Annotated in this window: 15 protein-coding genes; all 15 read right to left on the bottom strand. The window is 45.6% G+C overall.

All coding sequences use genetic code 11. From position 1 onward, the window contains the following. Positions 1-207: 207 nt before the first annotated feature. Complete coding sequence (locus tag HMAT_RS03555; RefSeq protein ID WP_104381421.1) at positions 208-2,379, bottom strand: alpha-galactosidase; 2,172 nt, start codon at positions 2,377-2,379, stop codon at positions 208-210. A 372-nt stretch (positions 2,380-2,751) separates the two neighbouring features. Continuing rightward, the gene (locus tag HMAT_RS03550) at positions 2,752-4,185 is read right to left on the bottom strand and encodes an NAD(P)/FAD-dependent oxidoreductase (RefSeq protein ID WP_104381420.1); all 1,434 of its coding nucleotides are present in this window, start codon (positions 4,183-4,185) and stop codon (positions 2,752-2,754) included. A gap of 20 nt (positions 4,186-4,205) precedes the next feature. Continuing rightward, on the bottom strand, positions 4,206-4,367 hold the full coding sequence (locus HMAT_RS26920) for a hypothetical protein (protein WP_158655597.1): 162 nt from the start codon (positions 4,365-4,367) through the stop codon (positions 4,206-4,208). 10 nt (positions 4,368-4,377) lie between these two features. Then, entirely contained in the window at positions 4,378-5,067 is a 690-nt protein-coding gene (locus HMAT_RS03545; protein WP_158655596.1) for a hypothetical protein, read from the bottom strand. Between the two features lie 29 nt (positions 5,068-5,096). Further along, a complete protein-coding gene (locus HMAT_RS03540) occupies positions 5,097-6,548 on the bottom strand; it encodes a rhodanese-like domain-containing protein (protein WP_104381418.1) in 1,452 nt (483 codons plus the stop codon). 22 nt (positions 6,549-6,570) lie between these two features. Beyond that, positions 6,571-8,040, bottom strand: coding sequence for a hypothetical protein (locus tag HMAT_RS03535; protein ID WP_104381417.1), 1,470 nt, complete (start codon positions 8,038-8,040; stop codon positions 6,571-6,573). Positions 8,041-8,064: 24 nt separating this feature from the next. Further along, positions 8,065-9,414 carry a beta-carotene 15,15'-monooxygenase gene (locus tag HMAT_RS03530; RefSeq protein ID WP_158655595.1) on the bottom strand — a complete coding sequence of 450 codons (1,350 nt, stop codon included), beginning with the start codon at positions 9,412-9,414 and terminating at the stop codon, positions 8,065-8,067. A gap of 41 nt (positions 9,415-9,455) precedes the next feature. After that, a complete protein-coding gene (locus HMAT_RS03525) occupies positions 9,456-10,823 on the bottom strand; it encodes a RagB/SusD family nutrient uptake outer membrane protein (protein WP_104381415.1) in 1,368 nt (455 codons plus the stop codon). Between the two features lie 26 nt (positions 10,824-10,849). After that, positions 10,850-13,903, bottom strand: coding sequence for a TonB-dependent receptor (locus tag HMAT_RS03520; RefSeq protein ID WP_104381414.1), 3,054 nt, complete (start codon positions 13,901-13,903; stop codon positions 10,850-10,852). Between the two features lie 577 nt (positions 13,904-14,480). Next, complete coding sequence (locus tag HMAT_RS26915; RefSeq protein WP_158655594.1) at positions 14,481-14,633, bottom strand: hypothetical protein; 153 nt, start codon at positions 14,631-14,633, stop codon at positions 14,481-14,483. A gap of 4 nt (positions 14,634-14,637) precedes the next feature. Next, the gene (locus HMAT_RS03515) at positions 14,638-16,278 is read right to left on the bottom strand and encodes a hypothetical protein (protein WP_199768536.1); all 1,641 of its coding nucleotides are present in this window, start codon (positions 16,276-16,278) and stop codon (positions 14,638-14,640) included. 26 nt (positions 16,279-16,304) lie between these two features. Beyond that, a complete protein-coding gene (locus HMAT_RS03510) occupies positions 16,305-17,636 on the bottom strand; it encodes a hypothetical protein (protein ID WP_104381413.1) in 1,332 nt (443 codons plus the stop codon). Between the two features lie 12 nt (positions 17,637-17,648). Next, a complete protein-coding gene (locus HMAT_RS03505; RefSeq protein ID WP_104381412.1) occupies positions 17,649-18,983 on the bottom strand; it encodes a RagB/SusD family nutrient uptake outer membrane protein in 1,335 nt (444 codons plus the stop codon). Between the two features lie 7 nt (positions 18,984-18,990). After that, positions 18,991-22,026, bottom strand: coding sequence for a TonB-dependent receptor (locus tag HMAT_RS03500; RefSeq protein ID WP_199768535.1), 3,036 nt, complete (start codon positions 22,024-22,026; stop codon positions 18,991-18,993). A gap of 441 nt (positions 22,027-22,467) precedes the next feature. Further along, positions 22,468-23,478, bottom strand: a complete 1,011-nt coding sequence (locus HMAT_RS03495; protein WP_104381411.1) for a S41 family peptidase — start codon at positions 23,476-23,478, stop codon at positions 22,468-22,470. Positions 23,479-23,654: the final 176 nt, after the last annotated feature.

Raw genomic sequence — 23,654 nt, 5'->3', positions numbered from 1 at the left:
TGACGCAGGTCTCCCCTTTAAGATAAAGCCAATTTAATGCGTAAACAAGTTTATGGATACAACTAAGAAACAAATTGATAAAGATGAAAAAATCATTTTTTTATCACGCCAGTATCCGGTCTGTACCAGCTGCCTGGAAAAGCAAAGAAGCCCCCTAAATTAGTGGGCTCCTGCAGCCTAAAAAACGAATGAGGCAATAAGCGCTATCTACTCTACGGTAAACCAACGGTAACTTTCGGCCGGTATGGTTATGGTGACTGCCGTTTTAGCAAGTGGATCCAGGGACGCGTTTTTTACGGTTTTATCATCAAAAGTCATTTTTGCGGAGCCCGACAAACCCGTATAGTAAAGCGGTAACACCACTGTACGCGTAATCGGCGTTTTCAAGGGGTTGAACAACATGCCCAATCCTTTGATCCCTGCCGCCGTCGCATTGACATGCAAAAAACCATCCCAGTCACGACCATCAGCACGGCGTAAATGAATCAGATCAGCGTTAAGGATGTTGCGGTATTTTTTATACCATTGGATCACATCGATCACCGTCTGCTTGGTCTGCTCGGTATCGTAGAGCCGCGGACCGCGGTAACAAGCTTGTATGCCAGCACCATAATACTGCATCATCAACTGCCTGTAATCCTCCAGATGCTCATTTAACGGTTCAAGGACCGCCTCTTTTCCGCCGCCCTGATAAGCTGTCAATGGGACAAATCCCCATCCCATGGATGGGTTCTGCTCCCAAAGCGCATCAAATATATTTTGTCGATTAAGTATGCGTTGGTTTTCTCGCGGTAATGAAAAATTGACTTCGCGATAGCCGATTCCAGTCTTGTTGGAACCATCCAGAAAATACCAATCAGGAGAATTTATATAAATCCCACGGGCATTGAGCCAGTGATAAAGTTCTTTTTGCATATTAAATTGTACCCATTGGCTATCCTCCAGTCCGTGATGACCGGGATGGTTTGTCGAGGCACACTGATCGCCCGGAAAAGGGCCATCATTCTCCCAGATATCAAATCCAGTTTTTTCAAAAAATGTCTTGATCCGTTGAGCATAACCGATCCCCCAGTTGGAACCGAAACAAGGGGCATTACCGAAAAACGTGCCACCTGTTTTTCCCGTCTTCGGATTGATGATATCATCTGCTTCACTGATCTTGCGGGAGCTAAACAAGGAATAGGCACCTATTTTAATATTTTTACGATGTGCATAATCTGCTATTTTCTTCAGTGCGGCAAGGTTCCCGGCCGTCGTATCCTCCATATTCACATGGCTACCGAAACTGAGGATCAGCGCTTCGTATCCCGTAGCGGCGCACTGGTCAATGGCCGTGTAAACCTGCTCATCCTTTTTGCTGACCAGGTGCATAAAGATCGGATTGGCCGTTGTCCAAGGTGCAATGGTCCGATACATTTTGCGAATAGCCAGGCCACGTCGTTCGCGATCGTAACTATCCATCAGTAGCTCCCAGGATCGGATCGAACTGAAGCTGTCCTTTGGAGCCAGCTTAGTACCCACACCCACAGTGGGGTAAACCTCCATGATCGCCGGCGTTTTTAGGTCGTAATTCACCTGTGAGGTGTAGGTCGAATCTGCCTTCCAGTGTAAGGACTGATCACTCAGGTGATAACGCATAGCATTGTTAAACGCAAAATTACTTTCGACGTAAAGGCCATGCTGTTTCTTCATGTCATCGACCGAACCCACCACGGCACTTTCCTCTTCGACCAGCGCCAACTTCTCGTTGATCACCTGGTTGATCTGCACCGTCTGGTTGCCCGTATTCTTCACGGTTACCCATTTACTGATCAGCGGGATCCCGTCATAGATGGCGTAATGCACTTTTACTTCAATTCCAGATAATGGGACGGCAGCCGGAGCGGCATAGGTAAAGGTCAGCACCTTCCCTTTTCCGGCAACCTTGTGTGTTGACCACCACTTATCTCCCTTCCAGGGCAGCAGCGGGTCCAGATCACTGATCTCATGCTTGACATAACTAAAATCTTCGGGTTTTGTCGTAAATGTGGGCATCCATTCCGGTCGCAGGTAAGCGCGCTCCTTTTGCCCATCCACCCCGCCGACATTATACCATTTGCCGTTGAGCTGCAGCAACGCTTCCGGCTGTACGGCACGAATGAGCTGCTGTTCTGTGATTAAGTTGGTAAAATCGTAGCAAAAGGCATTCGGTCTAACCCAGAAGGAGCGGCGTACAAGCCCATTCTCCAATACAATGTTCTGGTCATCGACCGCAATGCGGGATTGATATGCTGCAGTTCCACTGATTAGCCAATCCTGCGACTTAGGTTCTTTTTTTTGTGCGAATCCCTCTTCCGCAGTTATCAGCGTTAATGCAATTAAAAATAACTTAAATCTCATATTTTGTATAAATTAGGAAGTAATCGTGCTTCCAAGACTACTATGCGCTCATAAGATATCGCCTCCCCTCCTTCGGTCAATTGCCTGTACGCACTTTAAACACATGTTCTTAATGAAGTGGAGAAGACAAGGTATGGTTTATAAAAAAATTTCTTTGCTGAAATATAGGAGATTTAATTAAGTAAAAAAAAATAAAAGCGGTGCAATCGATTGTTTAAAAATCAATTGAATATCCACCTTAATGCATATCTGTTTGAATTTGATTCAAAAATAAAAACCTCACATGGGATATAAAACGGGTATGCGAGGTAGAGAATAGCAGACTTGACCCATTTGCATACGAAGCATTTATTAAATCAGCTATGCAGGAAATTAGCGATTCACCACAATACCAAAATGTTCTTTGAGGGCCGTCCGTGCGGCGTGATAACCACTCATCCCATGCACACCGCCACCTGGAGGTGTTGACGACGAGCAGATATACATATTTTCCACGGCTGTACGATAAGGGTTCAATGCCAGGATCGGTCGGCTATACAACTGTGTAATATCCATTATTCCACCATTGATGTCACCACCAATGTAATTGGGATTGTATTGTTCAAGCTGCGCCGGAGATAAGGTGTGCTTCGCCATGATCGTGTCTTTAAATCCGGGTGCAAAACGTTCAATCTGATTTTCGATTGCTTCGGTATAATCATGTGTGCTCCCATTCGGGACATGGCAGTATGCCCAGCCGGTATGCTTCCCATCTGGCGCCCGGCTGGGATCGAAGGCACTCTGCTGCGAAAACAAGACAAAAGGCCTATCGACTTGCCGGCCCAAATGGCCCTGTTTTTCAGTTTCAGCAATTTCAGCATAGGTGTTCCCCAAATGTACAGTAGCTGCCTCCTGACAGCGTAGGTCTTTAAAAGGTGTCTTTTCGGACAAAGCCCAGTCTACTTTAAAGACGCCCATCCCCTGCCGATAGCGCTCAAGTCGCTTGCGATAATGAGCAGAGAACTCCACCCCTTTGAGTCGCAGCAACTGCTTGGGTGTCATATCGCACAGCAGTACCTTGTAGTAAGGAAGTTCGCGGAGGTCGTCCACCCAGCAATTGGTTTGCAATTCCCCGCCTAGAGATTGATAATACTGCAGCAGTGCATTCGCAATGGATTGGGAGCCACCCACAGGAATCTGCCAGCCGTATTTATTACCCACAGCGGATAGCACAATTGCAATAGCAGAAGTTGTCCAATTGGTCAATGGCTGGATACCATGTGCTGCCATCCCGGCCCAAAGGGCCTTCGCTGATGCCGTGGAAAAACGTCCTGCAGTCCAGCTTGCGGGCTGCAGCGCATCGAGGCCAAAAGCCGCCAGCTGAAGGGGATGTTTCGGCAACAATAGTGGCCCCATAATGTCGGTCGCAAGCTCATCCCAATGAATAATGACCTTTTCAACCAGCTGACGATAACGCTCCCCATCCGCCCCCAAACCCTTTATTGTTTCGAGCAGGCTATGATAAAGGATGCCCGTCTCCCCACTTAACAGGGGATGTGCAGCAGCATACCTAGGTTTGACAAAGGATAGGCCAAATGCATCCAGTGGCAGACTTCTGAAAAATGGAGAAGCCATGGCCATGGGATGAATCGCCGAACAGACATCGTGCTTAAAGCCTGGCAGCGTGAGCTCTTTTGTCCGCATACCGCCGCCAATTGTATCAGCACCTTCAATCAGCAAGGTACTAAGTCCTTGCTGCTGAAAGGTGATTGCAGCCGCCAGACCATTTGGTCCGGAGCCAATAATAATTGCATCAAATTTTCGCATAAATTGTGTTTTAACCCCTACTAATCACAACCTGTATTAGGCTGATCTTTTTTTGAACGCTTTGATGAGGTTGAATCTGATTGCGTTTTGTCATGGTCCTTTTTTTTACCTGCTGATCCACATGCCACGGTAAATGTCGTTAAAACAAATGCTAAAAGTCCGAGATTGATTAATTTTTTCATATATATGTTATTAGTTTTTAATATCTTCTTCACTAATATGCTCGTTCTCAAAATACTCCCGATACCGTTGTTTCAGCTCCTGACGCTGCGTACTGTCCAACTTAATTTTCGGATCGGTCTGGGAGACTACCGTAGAAACGACTTTGTGTACCCCTTTTCCTTTTTCAATAAATAATACTGTCGGTGAGGATATTCGCTTAATGGAATCAATGCCCAGCCCATTATAAGGATTTAGAACAGCGTGAAACTTGTTTAGGATAGCCTCATAGCCCGGACTCCCAGCTTTGGTCGTGACGACTTTCCCTTCCTTATCCTTCTCTTTAAGATCCCGGATGTCATGAATATTGAGATAGTAAATCGCTAGTTTTTCCTCCTCGGCAAATTCCAATAAAGGCTCAATTGCATTGCGCAACCAAGGGCAACTTGGCCAGCCAAAAAGAACAATACCATTTTCGAGTTTAAGGACTTCCTGTTCAGTTGCATAGACAATCCGTGCGCTATCCGAAATATGTACCGCAACTTTATTCGTATTATTCAAGCTTTCAAGTTCATGCTTAAAACGGACAGCATCTTCTTTTTTTAGCAGCAGATGACTATTCTTTACAGCATCCTTTGTGTCGTGTCTGGATTGACAGTTAGTTACATTCAACAGTACGATGATCGCAAAGAGCATGCTTCCAATTAATTTTAAATCTTTCATCTTGTAACGGGTTTTCATTGTATTTTTTGTTAGTTCTTCGATTGCTTGTATTCTTTGATATGTTCTCCCACATCCCATACGCGGGTTCCGGGAGCCGATTCATTGATCAGGCTGCTGGCTATTGCCGAGCGGTAGCCCGAGGCACAATGAACAACAATGATCTTATCCAAGGGGAGTTCGGCAATATGTTGCGTTAATTCAGCTAGTGGAATATTGTGTGCCTCTTTAAATACCGGTTCTGCCTTTGCCTCCGCTACCGTTCGCACATCCACAATAAAATAATCCGTCTGATTCCGGTCAAATGCTGCCTGATCAAATGTTGCTGACTTCTGTCCTTTGTAATCACCATAGATGACAGCCGCTTTTACAAACTGTTCGTAACCGATTTTTGCGAGCTTCTCAAGTTGTAACTGCACTTCCTGTTTCGTGTCAGCAACTAGATAGAAACTTTCTTGTGGTGCTATGAAAGTCCCGATCCAGGACTCAGATTTGCTGCGCTCGGGAATATTAATGGCCTTCGGAAAGTGGGATTGTCTGAATTGTGCAGCCTTACGTGTATCTACTACTTTACTTTCTAAAACTTTCGCCATACTTGCAGCAATAATGGGGATTCCCGACAAGCTAGTGTGCAGTGCAGCAGCTCCCTTGCGGTTCAGTGCTACATTGTAAGGAAAATATACAGGGATGGGCGATCGGTCGCTCAAAATCAGCTGTACAAATTCTTCTTCCGATCGTTTCTGAAAGGCAAAATTCTGTTTTCTTTCTGCGCCAATCGTACTTTGCTTCAGGTCCTTTATCGCATTTCCACAGAATGAGCCCCCTCCATGCGCTGGATAGAGTAGCACATGATCAGCAAGCTTTAAATAGCTGTTGTTGACCGTATGGAAAAGCTGGCGCGCCAGCTTTTCACGCTGTGAAGCCTGTTGGCCGGAATATTCCCGCAAGTCGGGCCTCCCAACCCCACCGATCAGCACCGCATCGCCAGAAAAGATAGCGACATCGTTACCCCTATCTTTTAGCAACACCGAAATGCTATCGGCTGAATGTCCCGGTGTATTGATTGCATGCAGTACAATATGATCAGAGATCTTTAACGTGTCGCCATCATCAAACGTTTGGTGCGGATAAGTTGCTTGCAGCAATTTGCTTACATACACAGGTACGTTCTGATCCTGATGAATTTCCAGATGGGAACTCACAAAATCAGCATGCGAATGGGTTTCTACCACCGCTATAATTTTTGCCCCCTGCTCCTTCGCGTAAGCGTAATAAGGAGCTGGATCGCGGGCAGGATCCACAAGTACAATTTTCCTGTCGGCCAAGATTGCATAGGAGAATTGGACTAGGCCCTCATCTTCAAATTGCTTAATGGTATAGCCAAGCTCTTGTTTATCGGTATTCCCAAAACAGGACGCCCCCTGCCCGGCTGAAGCAAGCGTAAACAGGATCGCTGAACGGTGAATAAATAATCTTCTATTCATGATAGTACTTCCTTTAAATCAATTAATATGTAAAGAGTGTATTTTTCATATACCATTCCTTACCGGTGAGATAGGATTCTTTGATACGGTCAAGGGTGATTTCAACGTTGTTCCCTTCAGTATCCAAGCCTTTGAGCTTGATCCGTTCCCTGCTTGGCCGCTCATAAGCCCATTTCAGGATATGCAGGCTATCACCCTGTGCTTTTCCGTACAGCGCTTTAAGACCTACATCCAATTTTTCATCCAATAGGTTTCTTAGGTCCTTGCTGAATTTTTGATTTTTATCAATGAGGTAAAGTGTATGTTCATTGGAGTCTATTTCGTAATACAAATAGCTCTTTCCGCCGGCCCTACCTGTAAACTCATAAGTTTTAAGTACATCGTTCAAGGCAGGGGTACCATTGCCCAGATCGATCGGATTAGCCTTATTGACCTTATATACCAGTGTCGAGTAGCGCTCAAAAAAGGCTTCGTGCCAGCGCACCGAATCTTCGGGCGAATAAGGAATAACTTTTCCGTTTAACAGAAAGCTCGAAACCTCATAATGCCCTGCTGCCTGTGTCAAACCGGGCAGCACCGGTTCCTTCAGGCGACCTTCATCGTAGAATCGTTCGTACCTAAAATAACCGTATACAAAGATGAACAGCACGACAATCGTAGCCTTAATTCCCAGGTACAGCGGATTGTTCCATTTCCGCAAAAACCTGGGAACATAATAGTAGCTGCTGACTGGCTCGCGCAGGATAAAGAGCTTCCAGATCGCGGGAAAATATTGCAGCGACAAAAACAAAGAAAGCAATACAAAGTATGAACTGTATACATGCACGGCACCATCGTAAGCCAAATTGGCATGGGCGATGTTAAACAGTACGCCGGCATTGATAATAGCCCCTATCACCACCGTAGGCCGAAAGAAGAGCAGGCTTCCGGCGGTGATCTCCAAAACACCTAAGAAGATCTCATACTTATAGGAAACACCGACAATCTGCCAGTACAGTTTAAAAGGTGCATATTCACCAAAGTCTGTATTCAGATTGGCAAGTGATGGAAAAGGCATCTGCATGGGAAAGAATTTGATAAAACCAAATGCAATCAGTCCCAACGCAATACGATAACGTACCAATACCCGTAGCCAGTAGTAAAGCACATCATACTGCTTTACTTTGCTATTTCGCGCCAATATGGTCCAAATAGCAGCGCCGAGTACAGCGATCAGGCCATTGAGCCACCAGGAGGTGTAGGATGCAAAGCCCCACTTGCCACTTTCGGTATCAATTTCAATCCAGCCCGTTCGAGATCCCCCAGCTACAGAGGCCATAAAATCATACAATGAATCAGGGACAAACACCTTCTCATACCAGTCCCAATCCAAGGGAATGACCATGAGAATAAAAAAAATAAATGTAAACCGAAAACCTACTTTTTCCCAGTACTTCCAGTCCCTGTCTTCTTTAGTTGTGAGGGTTCCCTCAATATGTTGAATAGTTACCATAAGCTTAATCTAAATTTGAATCGGTTAATAAATACGGATTGGTTTTCTACGGCCTTCATGCAGCAGATATTTTTTGTTCACTTTTTCAAGCCGTACCTGCAGTGTGTCTCCGGACTGATTTGTTCCTTCGAGCAGCAGCGTCCGTTTGTCCGGCCGGTTTACGACAAATGAAAAAGTATGGTCTTGGTTGATCTTTCCGACGAGCTCAATGACTGTCGGCTGTTTTTCGCCACCTTTTTTCAGGCTATAGCCAAAGAATTCACGGCCGCCATTGCCCAGATACTCGTAATTGCGTTCCCTATTAAAGGCGATCCGAGGTTTAAGGCTATCCACTTTTACAGGCTGGTTTCCACGAATGCTAATGGTATTCCACTTTTCGAAAACCACATCCTTCCAACGGATCCTATCGGTCAGTGAATATGGCAGTGTATCCCCCTTCCATACAAAATCTTTCACGTCGTATACACCGGCAGCACCTGCCAGACCTTTTTCATCGGGGAATGGATAATCCGAATTCTTCCAGCTCAAGTAAGCCTGCACACTAAATACAGCGATCAGGAGCAACAACAAAACCTGGAGATAAGGACGGATGATGGCGATCCTGCGCCCGTATACCGGCCAAAAACCGTCGGGAATAGTGGCTGTCTTTTGGATCAGCAGACGGTAAAAACGGGGCCAGTCATAAGCGAAAATAACGATCGCCAATAGCAGTAGGAAAGAGCTGTATACTTGCTCTCCGATCTCATACACATAGTTGACGATCACCACATTGAGCAATACCGCCAGTAGCAACCCTGCGCCAATGACTGCTGTGCGGCGGTTGAGTAAAAAGAGCCCGCCCACAATTTCCAGGGCTCCGATCACCGGCAGATAACCTGCGGTCGCAATGCCATTGGTCAGGTAATAGAGTTTCCAGAGCAGAAAATCGCCGTATTCCGTATGTAATTCACTGATGGTCGGTTCAGGCAATTGTATCGGAATTATTTTCACAAGACCGATGAAAGTCATTGCCAGTGCCAGGCGGTAGCGCAACAGGACACGGAGCCAATAGAATAAGGCATCATCATCAGCTTGGAGACCTTGCTTCAATTGTCGCCCAAAGACCAAAAAGACCAACAGTGCTAGCCCGAGGGCAATCGCCCAATTGTAGTAGCCACGCACATCGGTCCCGACCAAGGAGCTTTCGGGGATAAAAGACGTACGATAAGTAGCCAGTGCAAACCAGTTCTCCGGTGAAAACAACTCTCCGAATGATGTACCCTTAAAAAGATTAGGGTCATAAGGAATGCTGAGCAAGATAAAGAAGATCAGGCTGATATATAAGATATTCGAGCGATAACGCTGAAAAAAATGAGTGTCTGTTAATGTGGTCATTTCAATACGATTTAATGGAAAAAAAAAGGTGAACCAACTGATCAATCCAAACCCGGGTTTTGTTGCAAATCTGGATCTATGGATACCTGCGCATAAGGAATCGGAAGCAGCAGCCTATTCACAGAGGAAATATGGAGTACCTGCTGTGCCCGACCTGTTCGCAGCAGATCATACCAACGGTGGTTTTCTAAGGCAAACTCTACCCTATTTTCATCTTCGATGGCCTGTAGCAGTGCCGCGGCGCCGAGGCCAGCCAGCGGTTTGATATTGGCCCGCGAACGTATGGCATTTAAATCAGCCAAGGCTGCGTTCAGATCCCCCGTTCCATTACGCTGGGCCAGGGCTTCGGCGCGGATCAGATAGAGTTCGGCCGTGCGAATCAAAAACGCAGGATCGGTACGGTCTGTCCGGTAATACAGATTGCCAATTAGGATATTCGGGTCTGTCGAAGACGACGTTTTGGATACGAGGGCCGCCCTATCCCCTCCAATATTGGGATCCACCAGCAGATCATAGATCGCTTGTGCCGGTCTTATCCAGGCCGTTCCACCATTGCTTCCGGCAAGCCACTGGCTTGCCTGACCACTGGTATTGTTGATATCATACACCAGTTCGAATACCGATTCTTTGGTATTGGAGGTATTATTTGCGTAAAACGAGCGATAAGGCGTCACCAAACTATAGTTCGTATTGTCGTCGATGATATACGAAGCATATTTGATCGCTTCGGACCAATTTTTTTGATAGAGATAACATCGGGCCAGCAGTGCGCGTGCCGTTTTCTTGGTCGCCCGGATGCGATTGGTTTCATTGGGCAGCAGCTGTTCCGCTTTCTGTAGATCCTGCAGCACTTGTGCATAGGTTTCCGCGAGGGAGCTTCTTTTGACCTGTGGCAGACTACTGGCCGAGGTGGTCGGCTGCAGGACGATCTGTACACCGCCCCAGGTCCTTGCCAGGTCAAAATAGGCCAATGCCCGAACAAAATAGGCCTCCCCGACCAGCTGATTCCGCAACGCTTCGGTAAACGTGTTTGTCAATGCCAGATTCGGGACCTTCGCGATGACATGGTTGGTGCGGTTGATCGTCGCGTAGACTTGATTCCATACGGTGGCAAGCACGGCCAGATCAGATTTAACCGTATGGTTGGTCAAAGTCTGATGAACTGTCTGACTGCCGCGATACTCGATGTTATCAGCCGAAAAGAAGCCCAAAAGCTGAAAGCTGTAGCCATAATAATCGTTTGATCGCAGTGCCGAATAGATACCACGAACAGCAGTTGTGGCCGAACTTTCATCTACAATGGTTACTTCATCCGATACAGAACTCTTGGGCTCCACCTCCAGAAAAGAGCTGCAGCCTGTCAGCTGAAACACGAGTACCGGAAAAAGGAGATATATAATTTTTTTCATGAGCTTAATAGATTAAGATTAATGCTTTATAAGGTGACATTTAGGCCGAGCTGAAAGGTGCGTGGTTGAGGTGGTGTTCCAAAAGAACCTATCCCCTGTGCATTGGGATTGCTGGTCACATTCGATTCCGGGTCGCCGGTGTATTTACTCCACAAAAAGAGGTTGGTGCCCACAAAATACACCCGCGCAGCTGTCAGCCTTGCCTTCTCCACCAGTTCCTTGGGCAATTTATAGCCAAAAGACAGCTGTCTCAGCTTTAGATAGGAAGCATCTTCGAGGTAACGGCTATTTGCATCGATGGTATAGTTCAGCCCCACTGATGTCAAGCGAGGTACATCGGTGATATCACCGGGTTGTTGCCAACGGTTCAGCACATTTTTATACACACCACCGCTACTTGGGTTACGCTCCCGGAAATAACGGTTGAGGTTAAGGGCATAATTCCCATATTGAAAACTAAAATCAACGCCCAAATCAAAGTTTTTATAGGTGAACGTGTTGCTTATACCGCCATAAAACTTAGGGTAAGCGTTGCGAAATACCTTCCGCGCCGAAGTTGGCAAAGAGCCATCGGCCAGCTGTCCCTCGAAAACAGCATTACCCGTTTGAGGGTCAACAGATAGCTGCTCGTAAAGCCAAAAGGAATTGAGCGAATAGCCTTCTTTGAGGATGACCCAATCACGGGTATACTGAGTGATCTGTGTCGGCAGTTTTTCCACTTTATTTTTATTCCCTGACAGGTTTAAACTTGTATTCCAGGCGAAATCCTTTGTTTTCACATTGAGTGAATTGATCAGGAGTTCGTATCCTTTGTTGCTGATTTCACCGACATTTGCCCAATATTTGGAGAATCCGGAGATCCCGACGATGGGGCGTTCGAGCAGCAGGTCAGAAGTATATTTATGGTAGAGATCGACAGTGATGGACAGGCGGTTTTTGAATAGGGCCAGATCCAGTCCCAGATCCGCCTGCGCTGTTTTCTCCCAGCGCAGGTCATCGTTGCCCAGCTGGAAAGGCCCCGTAGCTGGCGAAACTTTACCGAAACTATCCGCATATTTTTCATTGCCCGTCCATAGGCCCCGGGCTGCAAAATTGCTGATACCCGCCTGATTGCCTGTCAATCCGTAGGAAGCCCTTATTTTCAGGTCGCTCAGCCAAGTTTGATCAGCCAGGAAAGCCTCTTGGCTCAGGCGCCAGCCCGCCGAGAAAGCAGGGAAATAGCCCCAGCGATTATTTGCTCCAAATTTGGAAGAGCCATCTGCCCGCAGGGTTGCCTCCGCAAAATAGCGCTCCGCATAACTATAGCCTACCCTACCAAAATAAGAAGAAATGGTATACTTGCTCCAGTTATCAGAACCGATAATATTCGCTGCCGAAGAAATCTGTTTGAAGGAGTCATTGGCAAAACCATTTCCTTCTAGATAGTTGTAATCAAGCACATTGCTCTGCAGCGTATTCCCCAAAATACCAGTCAGGCTGTGTTTTCCAAACGTATGCTGATAGGACAAAGTCTGTTCATTGATCCAGGTACCATTTCGGGAAATACCTGAAGTCGCCTGATTATTGTTTGCTATCCCAATACTGGTCTTGCTGTTCCAATATTGCGATTCATCGTATACATTGTAATCGGCGCTGAAACTCGATTTGAATTTCAGTCCTTTCAGAATTTCAATTTCCGCAAAAGCACTTCCGACATAGCGGAGACTTGTGGTATTGACATCATAATTGTCAACCAAGGTATAGGTATTGTCCGTTCCATTGAGCGATCCATCCGTATTGAAGATCGGAACATTCGTTGCTGAGGAAACCGCCGAATTGAAGAGGCTTACCTGTGGTCCGTCGCCTGTACGTGCCTGATTACGGTAAGTTCTTGAAAAATTATTCGTGAGGCCGATCTTGACGCGGCTGTTGATCTGATGATCGAAATTAAACTTGAGATTGGTCCGGGAGAAATCGATTACTTTAATAAAGGCTTCCTGTCCGGTGTACCCAGCACCAATGTAAAACCTGGATTTGTCACCGCCCCCCTGAATACCAATATTATAATCCTGCAGCTTACCATGTCGCAGCAGAAAGCCCAGGCGGTCATAGGTCGACTGCTCTTCGGGATTACCTTTACCCCCTTCCGAAACCGGACGGTAAGGCCTGTTAGCAAAGGTTTGTTTTAAGGTTGGATTGTCCAATCCGGAATTTATCCACCACTCATTGGCTAAGGTTGCTGTTTCAGGTCCATTTGCAAGTTCAGGTAGTAAAGATTTATTCGCTTCTGCCCAGCCAGCTTGCAGATTGAGGTCAATTTTGGTACGGCTGCCATAGCTTCCTTTTTTTGTAGTAATGATAATCACCCCATTGGCACCTCGGGAGCCATAGATTGCCGTTGCCGAAGCATCTTTGAGCACTTCAATGGATTCGATATCCGCCGGATTGATATCTGTCAGTGGTGAACTGGTCCTTCCGCCGAGACCGATATTCTGGAGTGAGGTATTATTTAAGAATACGCCATCAATAATGTACAGTGGATCGCTGCTGGAGTTGATGGAAGTCGTTCCCCGAACCCGCAAAAAGATACTTTCTCCGGGTACGCCCGAATTTGTCGAGACCTGTACGCCAGGGAGCTTACCCTGCAACTGTGCGTCGAAACTCGCGACTGGAATTTTGTTGACTTCGGCGGCATCGATCTTGGCGACCGACCCCGTTAAGTCCTTTCTTTTTTGGGTACCGTAACCGACGACGACCACTTCGTCCAGATCCGATACTGCCGGCTGCAGCAGCAGTTGGATCTGGGCTTCGCGAGCCGTAATCTTACGGCCTTTATAGCCCAAAATTGAAGTGGAAAAGGTCAAGGGAAGCCGTTGCCCCGTGACAAATTGAAATCTTCCCGACGCATCGGTTTTTACTTGGTGTGTAACACCTTCGAGCTTAATCGTCACGCCTTCAATCGGCTGATTGGTGATTGAATCCAATACTACGCCTTTCAACGTTGCGTTAATGAGCGGCTCCGATTGCTGCGAAAATACAGGCAATAGCAAACCATGTGACAAAAAAATTGTCACGGCGTACTTCCATACGCTATTTTTCATAGGTAAAATTTTAACAGTGAATAATTACAAGTGCCAACGCCAATTGATTACTTGTCAGTAAAGCTGCATTCCAAAGAAAGATTACTTTCTTTTAACCTCAGCTACACATTCGCATATTCATGTCGGAGCAATAGGATTTACAAAAGCGTTGATATACGCTTTGTTGGGAAAGGTTCGAATAAAATCTGTGGTTCATAAATAACAAATTAAATTAAAAATGCTGTTGATTACTCACGGAAGATGCTGCTTTAGGAAGGCCATAAAATTATTTATTGCCCCTATTTTATAAGCTTGTCTCCTAGGTTGATAAACAAATATAGTAAACATAAAATAAAATCTATAATATTAGTAGACTTTATTCTAATTATATGATAGATTTTACAAAGAGCCTTACATAGAAATACGGATTGCAATCTAAGACACCTAAACGCTCTACTAAATTCGCTATGCGATACAGCTCCTGCCATTAAACGATTTAATACAAGCGGATCTGCGATAAAAGTATATAAAGGATAACGCATGCGGAGCATTAGCTGGGTAAAGCTCACTACAACATAGCAAGATAATCACCTGTAATTCAACGGTACGTCCCTGTCGGCATCAGCCTTTGAGCAGACCAGGAGCCATCGTCTTCATAAGGCCGAGGATTGACCCTTCGACTATGCTCGACAGCGGATGTACAGGTTTTGCCGCTGCCGATCAATAGCATACAGCAGACAAGTATTCTCATCTTCTTACCGATCATAATTGCCAGCTTCAAACTTACCGGGAGAAATTTTATAATCCCTGATGGCTCGGTCTAGTATGACATAAATAGAATCTCTATGTTCATCAATACCAGTTAAAATCACCCGATTTCCACCGTCAATTATTTTATAGGCAACCACAAATCTTTCGCGTATTTCTTTTGCTGCCAGTTCATCCGCTTTTGCAAATTCGCGAAGGCGCCGCGCTGTCCGCGCAGGTTTGGCGACATAATCGGCCTCATCTCCCAAGGAAGCTTTCACCTTAGCAGGAATCCAATCGGCTAGTGAAATCGCCGGGCGCTTTTCTTCAGGTCCTTTTGCCGATTTGAGGTAGTTGCGCACACCACCGTCTCCCCCCTCGCCAGCAGTGACGTTCCGCTGATCGGGTATCAGTTTATACTTATCTTCCAGGTACAAATGCTGATTTACCGTATCCACATAATAGTGAAAGGCACGCTGTCCACCGGCGACACCCGATATTTCAAATGTTCGGTTGACATCTCTTTTTGGATCACCACCACCATTGGATAGATCCAGTTTTAAGGGTTTATTCACTTTAAAAGTAAGCGTTGACCATTTTTCAAATGTTGCGGACTGCCAGCGTAGGCTATCGTAAGGATTAAAAGGCCGCAAGACCCCATTTAGACGAAATTCCGTGACCTCATAATTACCACGCAATTCCTGAACACCAGCTGTGGAGGGTTGTTTGTAGGGATCGTACCGAAAATCAACATATTGCAGATAGAAGAAAACGATCAAAAAAATAAAGATAATGATGCCTTTCAACCCGATTCTAATTTCATTTAATCTTCCTTTGAAGTTTGGAAAAAACAAGGCAATACGTGCTGGCTGTTCGCGAATAAATACTTGGTAATAGGGACCAAAATAAGGAACCAGCAGAAAAAGACTTAACAGTACGAAATAAGAACTATACACATGCACACCTCCGTCGTAGGCAAAGTTGACCACGACAATAGCGCCCAGAGCCCCGACTAACAAGGTCGCACCGACAGCCACCGTACGCCGAAAAAGCAACAAGGTACCGGCTGTTACTTCCAGTATGCCAGCAAATACCTGATACCAGGGTACTATCCCAAAGGAAAGCCAAAAAATCTTTTGGGCGGTCAAATCGCCATAGTCCGTATCCAGGATGCCATAAGATGGGTAAGGCATCTGTACCGGAAATAGTTTGGTAAAGCCAAACCCGATGATGCCCAGGCCAGCACGGTATCTAACAATGACATTGAGCCAATAATATAACCTGTTGTAACTGCGTTTCTCCTTTTTTAGCAGTTTGGCCAGCCCCGTCCATAGCAAACCCAAAAGGACCGCAAAAAAGAACGTATTTACCCAGATGCTGTACCCTTCCAAACGACTGCCAAAGGTCGTACGCCCAAACCAGCTGACACCCGAGCCAAAACGGCAGATATCATAGAGGTCCCTGTAATCCAGATTAAACCAGTTTATGGCAAACACATGCTTGTACCATAAAGGACTATTCGGAATGGAAATAATGATAAAAAAGATAAAACTTATGCGAAAGGCAATCCGTTGAAGGAGCGTCCATTTCGGTGTAGGTGCAACTTTTGCTCCTACCCTTTCTGTTTGTATTTTTTCAGCTATTTGCATGATATTTCGATTTAAGCTACCGTCAATTATAATTTAAAGCCCAGCCGGTCACGGCCACGTTTGCCAACTTCATAGAGCAGATACTTCTTATTTACTTTCTGAAGAGCTATGGAAAGTGTATCCCCTGTTGAATTGGTGCCATACAGCTGGATATGCGTACTGTCCGGCCGCAGCAGCTGTAGCCGCAGGCTATCGTTTGGATAGGCCGGATTCGGATTTTTCAGCAGGATAGTCCGATTGGGAGCAGTGGTATATCGATAGTATAACCGTCCCCCCACCTGTGTATACTCATAATCCCGCTGTTGGTCCGCCAGGAATTTAGCCGGCGCGGCTGTCTTTATAGCATCATTTATCCGTACACTTAAGGTATTCCATTGTTCAAAAACGACATCCCGCCAACGCTGTTTATTGGCTGGCGAAAATGGGATGGTATCCCCATTGATAATAAATTCGTCCACCAGATACTTACCAGCGATACCTGGTAAGCCCGGTTGCTCTGGGTAATATAGCGATGCCGTCTTACTGACCTCATACGATTTGAAACCTGCGAGACCGATAAATAGTAGCACAAAAAGTAGTTTAAAAATCCAGCGGGAATAGCCCAGGTGTACCTGCGACCAATCGAATTGCCAGCGTTGCGGAGAGGTGTAATCAAATTGGATCACCAGTTGAGCCAACCGTTTGGCATCGTAAAAGAAGATGGGCAGCGTCAACAATACCGTGAAAGCCGAGGCAAGATAATGGCGTCCGCCATAAGCCAGATCAGCGAGAAACACATTTCCATAAAATGGAATGATGATCAGAACGGCCAAAAAGGAAGTTCGCCGAAAGAGCAGCAGCACAGTGGCCAGTAATTCGATAACACCCAAAAAAATGACATATGCAGGTGCTGCAGACAGACTGAGATAAAGCTGTTTCCAATCTTCAAAATAACCATAAGGTGTATTCAGATGGCTCAGTGAAAGTGCTGGTGCAAAAATGGCAAATAGTTTCGTCAGTCCTGCCACAGACAGTATAGCAGCTAGGCGAAAGCGAACGAATATGCGTAGGAAATAGTACAGTGAGGCTTCCCGTCCCGGATCGACACGACCTTTGACAGTCCATAGTCCTGCCACAAGCGCAGCTATGGCAAGCAGCAGAAACCAGTCCGCAAAGCCCGATATGTCCCCAAAAAAATGAGGCAAGAAAATAACTAGGTTAAAAAGGTCGCTCAGTAGATATTGCCAGCTGATGCCTAGCAATTGTTGATAAAAATCAACTTGTAAGGGCACACTGAGCAAAAGGATAAAAACAATGCTCAGCCGCAGTAAATATCTTTTCCAAAAGGGAATGCCCGGAAGCGTTTGTATGGTAGTCATGGTATCTGTTTTTTAGCGTGAATAACCTGGGTTCTGTTGCAATACGGGGTCGGCCAACAACTGGCTATAAGGAATGGGCAGCAGCAGGCGAAAATCCTCCTGAATTCCCAAAGTCTGCTTGGCACGACCTGTTCGGACAAGATCAAACCAGCGGTGCGCTTCAAAAGCAAATTCCAGCCGGCGTTCATCTGCTATCCATTGTAAAATCTGTTCTTTGGCTGTCGACGAAGGACGTGCGGTCAATGCCGCGCGTGTACGGATTCGGTTGAGGTCCGTCAGGGCCTGCGTATAGTTGCCCAGCTGCGCACTAGCCTCGGCCCGAATGAAAAGAATTTCAGCAATGCGAATGATATAAGTAGGATCTTTGGCCGGATCGCGATAGTAGAGATTGCCATACCACCTCCCCTGATTATCCTTTGCAATGAGCTCACTACGTGCGCCCCCAGTCTCGGAGCTCGTCAACAGTTTGATCAATGCCGCGTTGGGCGCCCATTGCCTTGTGCCGCCGTTGGTTTGCGGCTGCCATTGTGTGCGGTGCGGATTCGGTTCATTGGCACTGTAAAAAAGTTCAAATATAGACTCCTTGGTTTCGGTAAGGTCGTTTTTAAAGAAACTATAATAAGGATTCAGGAGTTCGTAATCCTGATCCGCAGCAAGCACATTCGCATATTGAATGGCCTGTTGCCAATCCTGGCGATAGAGGTAATATCTCGCTTTGAGGGCCAGGATTGTTTTTTTGGTAAAAGCCGTACGGTCGGTGGTATTACTCAGCAAGCCTTCCGCTGTGTTCAAATCTTCAATTACACGCGCATATACCTGATCTGAGTTACTCCGTGCGATCCCCATATTCTCCCCGATCTTGGCAGTCGGGGCCGTGACAATTGGTACACCACCCCAGACCCGGACCAGGTCAAAATAATTAAGCGCACGGATGGCATAGGCCTGACCAAGTATATTTTGCTTGACCGCATCGCTGATATTCTGCTTGTCATAGTTTGTCAAATCCCGGATCACATTATTCGCCCGGTCGATGGACTTATAAATACCGTTCCATGCAGCCGCCAGGGTCGCATTTTCGGCATTGACCTTATGATTGATAAATTCCTGTATCTGTGATTGCGAGCCCGTCCACTCGATATTGTCTCCGGAGAGGTAGGCGATGGATTGATAGTTGACACTGTAATAATTCCGCAAGGCGGCATATACACCGTTCAATGCCGCTTTGGCAGAGGTCTCATCGTTGATCACCTGATCGCCGGCTATGGAGGTGCGCGGGTCTACATCCAAAAAGGAAGAACAGGACGAAAAGAAAACAACGGCCAATAGAAAGAGATAATATTTTTTCATGCTGTAGTTACAAGGTTAGATTAACACCCAATTGAAAACTCCGTGGTTGTGGCGGCGTACCCAGGTCGATGCCCTGTTCGTTTGCCGAACTGCTCGCGGCAGATTCAGGATCCAAGCCAGTGTATTTCGTCCATGTGAATAAATTTGTCGCCTGGACATACAGCCGTAGTTTGGTCAGCGACAGTTTTTCAAGCGCTGCCGCGGGAAGGTTATAGCCCAGGCTTAGGGACCGGAACCGCAGGTACGAACCATCTTCCAGCCATCGTCCGCCCCCATCTTTATAATTGTTGTTGTTTATACCGTCTGTACGCGGTACATCTGTTAGATCACCGGGTTGCTGCCAGCGGTCCAGATTCGACTTAAAGATCACGCGGGCGGCGTCACGTGCACCACCGGCCTCACCAAAAAAGCGGTTGTGGTTATAGATCTTATTACCGACCGAAAAACTTAGAAAAGTGCTTAGGTCCCAATTTTTATATGTAAAATTATTGGTAATTCCACCAAAAAAATCAGGCCATATACTCCCTAAGAGCTGGCGATCATCTGTCGTAATTTTGCCATCCCCATTGACATCTTCATAGACAGCGTCGCCAGTCTGGGAATCCACATAAAGCTGTTTATAGACCCAAAAAGAATACATTGGACTTCCTTCTTTAAATAAAATCAGGTCGCGGCTGCCAAAGTTCATAGGCTTGCTTAAATGTTCAATTTTGTTGACATTTCTGGCAATATTAAAGGCCGTGGTCCAGGTAAAGTTGTTCTGTTGTATGTTGGTCGAATTCAGGTTGAATTCAATCCCCCTATTACTTATCTCGGCCGCATTGTTTAAGTAATTGTCATAGCCCGTAGTCCCCGGCAGCACCGCTGTCAACAGCCCGTCCTTGGTCTGTTTATCGTAGTAATTAAAAGCGAAAGACACACGGTTATTGAAAAGAGATGCATCAATGCCCAGATTAAACTGCGAAGTTTGCTCCCAGGTCAGTTTCTCGTCGGCCAATTGTTCAGGAAACATTCCAGCTACACCACGGTAAGCGCCATTCACGCCAGACCATAGCTGCCGGGAGGCAAAGGAATTGATCCCGCTCTGATTGCCCGTAATTCCATAACTACTTCGGATCTTGAGGTCATTGATAAAAGAAATATCTTTGAGAAAATGTTCCTTATTCAGCCGCCAGGCCAGGCCCACAGCGGGAAAGTAGCCCCATTGGTAGCCCTTATTGAATTTTGAGGAACCATCTGCCCGAAGCGAAAAATCGATCAGGTACTTATCGGCAAAGCCATAATCAATACGTCCGAAGAAAGAAGCCAAGTTATATTTGTCCCAATCCTGGAAGCTGGTGGTATTGGCCGCAGATCCGATAATTTTAAAATCATTAGAGGCAAAGCCTTTGCCCGTAGCCGAAGTGAGCGAAAATGTGCTGCTTTGTAAGGTATTTCCCAGGAGCAGGCCAAAGGAATGCTGCGTACCGAGGCGCTTGCGATAAGTCAATGTCTGCTCATTGATCCAGGTCGTGGCCTGGCTGATCGCCGATGTTGCTGAACCACTGGGGCTGCCCGCAATCAAAAATTTATTCCAATACTCATGCTCATCATAGTGGTTGTAATCCACACTGAAGGTCGATCGAAATTTCAGGTTTGGAGAGATCTGATATTCCCCGTATACATTACCGATATACCGTAGACTAATGGAGCCTACATCGTAATTATCCAATAGCAGGGTCAAATTATCAAAGCCCGCCCTCCCGACCAGCTCCCCTTGTTCATTGTAGGGCGAAAGGTAGGTTGGCGTATGCAAGGCCGCCTGCAAGATCCCGCCCTGTGGTCCATCTCCGGCCCTTCCCTGATTGCGTCCTGTTCGTGAAATTGCGTTGCTCGACCCTACTTTGAGCTGCTCGTTGATCTTTTGATCCAAATTAAACCGAAAACTTGCGCGGTCAAAAGCGATCGGACGCAGGATGGATTCCTGCTTATTATATCCGGCGCCCAGATAGTAAGTCGTTTTGTCACTACCGCCATATAACGAGAGGTCGGCATTATATACCCCTGCAGTGCGAAATGCCTCGGAAAGTCGATCGTAAGTCTGCTGTTCTGCAGGAAGTCCACGCCCACCTTGAGCCGTTGAGATAAAAGGTTCAGGCTTGCCGATATTACGGTTGTATTCGTTGACCAGCTCCGCATGTTCGGGGCCGGTTGTCAGTTCCCAAAGCTTTGCTGCTTTTGCCCTGCCAGCATACAAATTGACGTCTATCTTGGTAGACTGTCCATTTTTACCACGTTTGGTCGTGATCAGAATGACACCATTGGCTCCTCTTGAGCCGTATAATGCGGTCGCTTCCGCATCTTTGAGCACCTCCACATAGGCTATATCTGAGGGGTTTAGATCAGCGATTGGGGACGTTGCTTTTCCGCCCGTGTTTAAGGTCTGAAGACTCTCGGAGTTAACAAACACCCCATCAATTACATAAAGCGGGTTGTTGTTGGCATTGATGGAAGTTGCTCCACGTAGGCGGATATTTAAAGCCTCGCCCGGCACACCGGTACTGCTACTGACCTGAACTCCGGCCACCTTGCCTTGCAATTGCGCATCGAAACTGCCCGTAGGGATTGTACTCACCTCCTTTAAGTCCACTTTTTCCACTGAGCCGATCAGATTCTTCTTGCCGACCGTGGTGTACCCCACTACAACCACTTCGTCTAGGTTGTCCGACGAACGTTGCAACTTGATCAAGGCCGGAGAAGAATTGACGACCAATTTCATACGCTCATAGCCAACATACGATAGCATCAGCGTAAAAGGGAGCTTCTGACCGGTCACAAAATGAAAGTTTCCCTTTTCATCTGTTTTTACGCTATGCGTTACAGCCTCCAGCTGTACAGTGACACCTTCCAGCGGTTCACCGGAGATAGCATCAACAATTTTTCCTTGCAGGGTTGCATTAATAATAGGCTCACCGGCTATCTGGGCAACTAGCTTGACCGGAATAAAAGCCATAGTGAGCAGGATACAAAACAAAATATGTTTTGCATGCTTGATTTTTTTCATGAATGAGCGTTTAAATAGTGTACTGAATAAGTGCCAACGCCAATTGATCACCTATGATTGTCATCTGCTTTTCAAAAGAACTTGTTGTCTTTTGAAATTCATCGGAAAGCTACTTCAGCGACACATTCGCCCGTTCAAATTCAAGCTATGATCATTAAAAGATTGTTTTTTAAAAGAATACAAGGAGTAAATTATAGTATTCATGCGGTCTAGTTGTTTAATTAGTAACTCTGTTTAATATCGTTGCCAACGCCAATTGATTCAACGGATATGTAAATATAGAAAAGTTAATAATAAATTCTACTAAACTTATAGACTATTTTTTTTTATAAGGCCGCTTCTTATATCTCAAGCAGCAGTTACCGCTCAAAAATATTATATAATTCACCTACTTAATAGATAGCTAACGTTGCCTCTTGTCTCAGATTTTTCTTAAATCCGCTATTTACCGAATAACTCCAGTGCTTTTATTATTTTACGGTCTTTTCTTAAATCTTCGAGGTTATCACCTTCCAGGACTTCAACATCAGGTAAAATATTGGATTTATAAACTTTTAAATTTCGGTCCACGACATAATCTGTCGACAGATTAATTCCTGCATGATCATTTATTTCAAATCCCTGTACTGCGGTGGTATAATTGGCTGTTGGTTCGCCTACAATCCATGTATTTTTCCTTCCTATAAAAGAAAGGGCGGTCATTTCACCTGCACTTGCCGTATAGCAACTCGTTAAAATAACCAATGGAACATCAGTTTGTATCGGATGGGACAAAGCTGTTTTTCTGTCCAGCACATTTCCATCAATCAACAATTTCCCTGCTTTGATTTCCCAATTTCCCGTAGGTTGATCTTGCCCATTCCTGAACCCACCGAATAGGATATTATTCCCGATAAATTCCTTGAGCCCCAATAGTATCGGGTACATATTGCCACCGGTATTTAATCTCAAGTCAATAATCCAGGCTTTGATTTGCGCGGAATTTATGGAATTGATATGCGATACGATATCGTTTGCCAGACTATCTACTTTCAGAAAGGCAAAATCACTGTTTCCAACAATCCGGATATACCCTATTTTTTTATCAATGATCGCACTACTTGTTTTCTTTTCAACTTTTAACATACCTTTTAGATAGGCATTTGTCATTACATCGGGATTGTTCCATCCATATGTTTTTCCTTTATATTTTAAACCGCCGTGATAATCATGAAGCTGTTTAAATACATCCTCATATAAGGGTGCCGTTTCATCAATGGAGTTTAGGTTTAATGATTTATGGTATAGATCACGTTTTATGGCCTCGAGGTTTTCCGTATGGATTGAGTTGAAGGCTATCAGTTCGATCGTTTTATCGATAAATGATTTTACGCTGTCATTCTTAAAACCTTGGGAAAAAGAAAATGTCGAAGATAATAGCAGCCATAGCAATAAAAAAAATCTGGTCATCATTGAGTGTTTATCGTGATTTTAAAAATAACTATTTGTTACTGAATTTAGCATTCTTTTTTACTTCAAAACTGTCCATTTTCGTACAAATACCGTTCGGGATCGAACAAAATCTCCCACACATAAAGAGATTAAAAAACTTATTTTCAATACATTAATCAATTGGCAAACGAATTGGT

The organism is Sphingobacterium sp. HMA12 (genome assembly GCF_002933815.1).
Lineage (GTDB): Bacteria > Bacteroidota > Bacteroidia > Sphingobacteriales > Sphingobacteriaceae > Sphingobacterium.
This window is presented reverse-complemented; position numbering and strand designations above follow the sequence as displayed.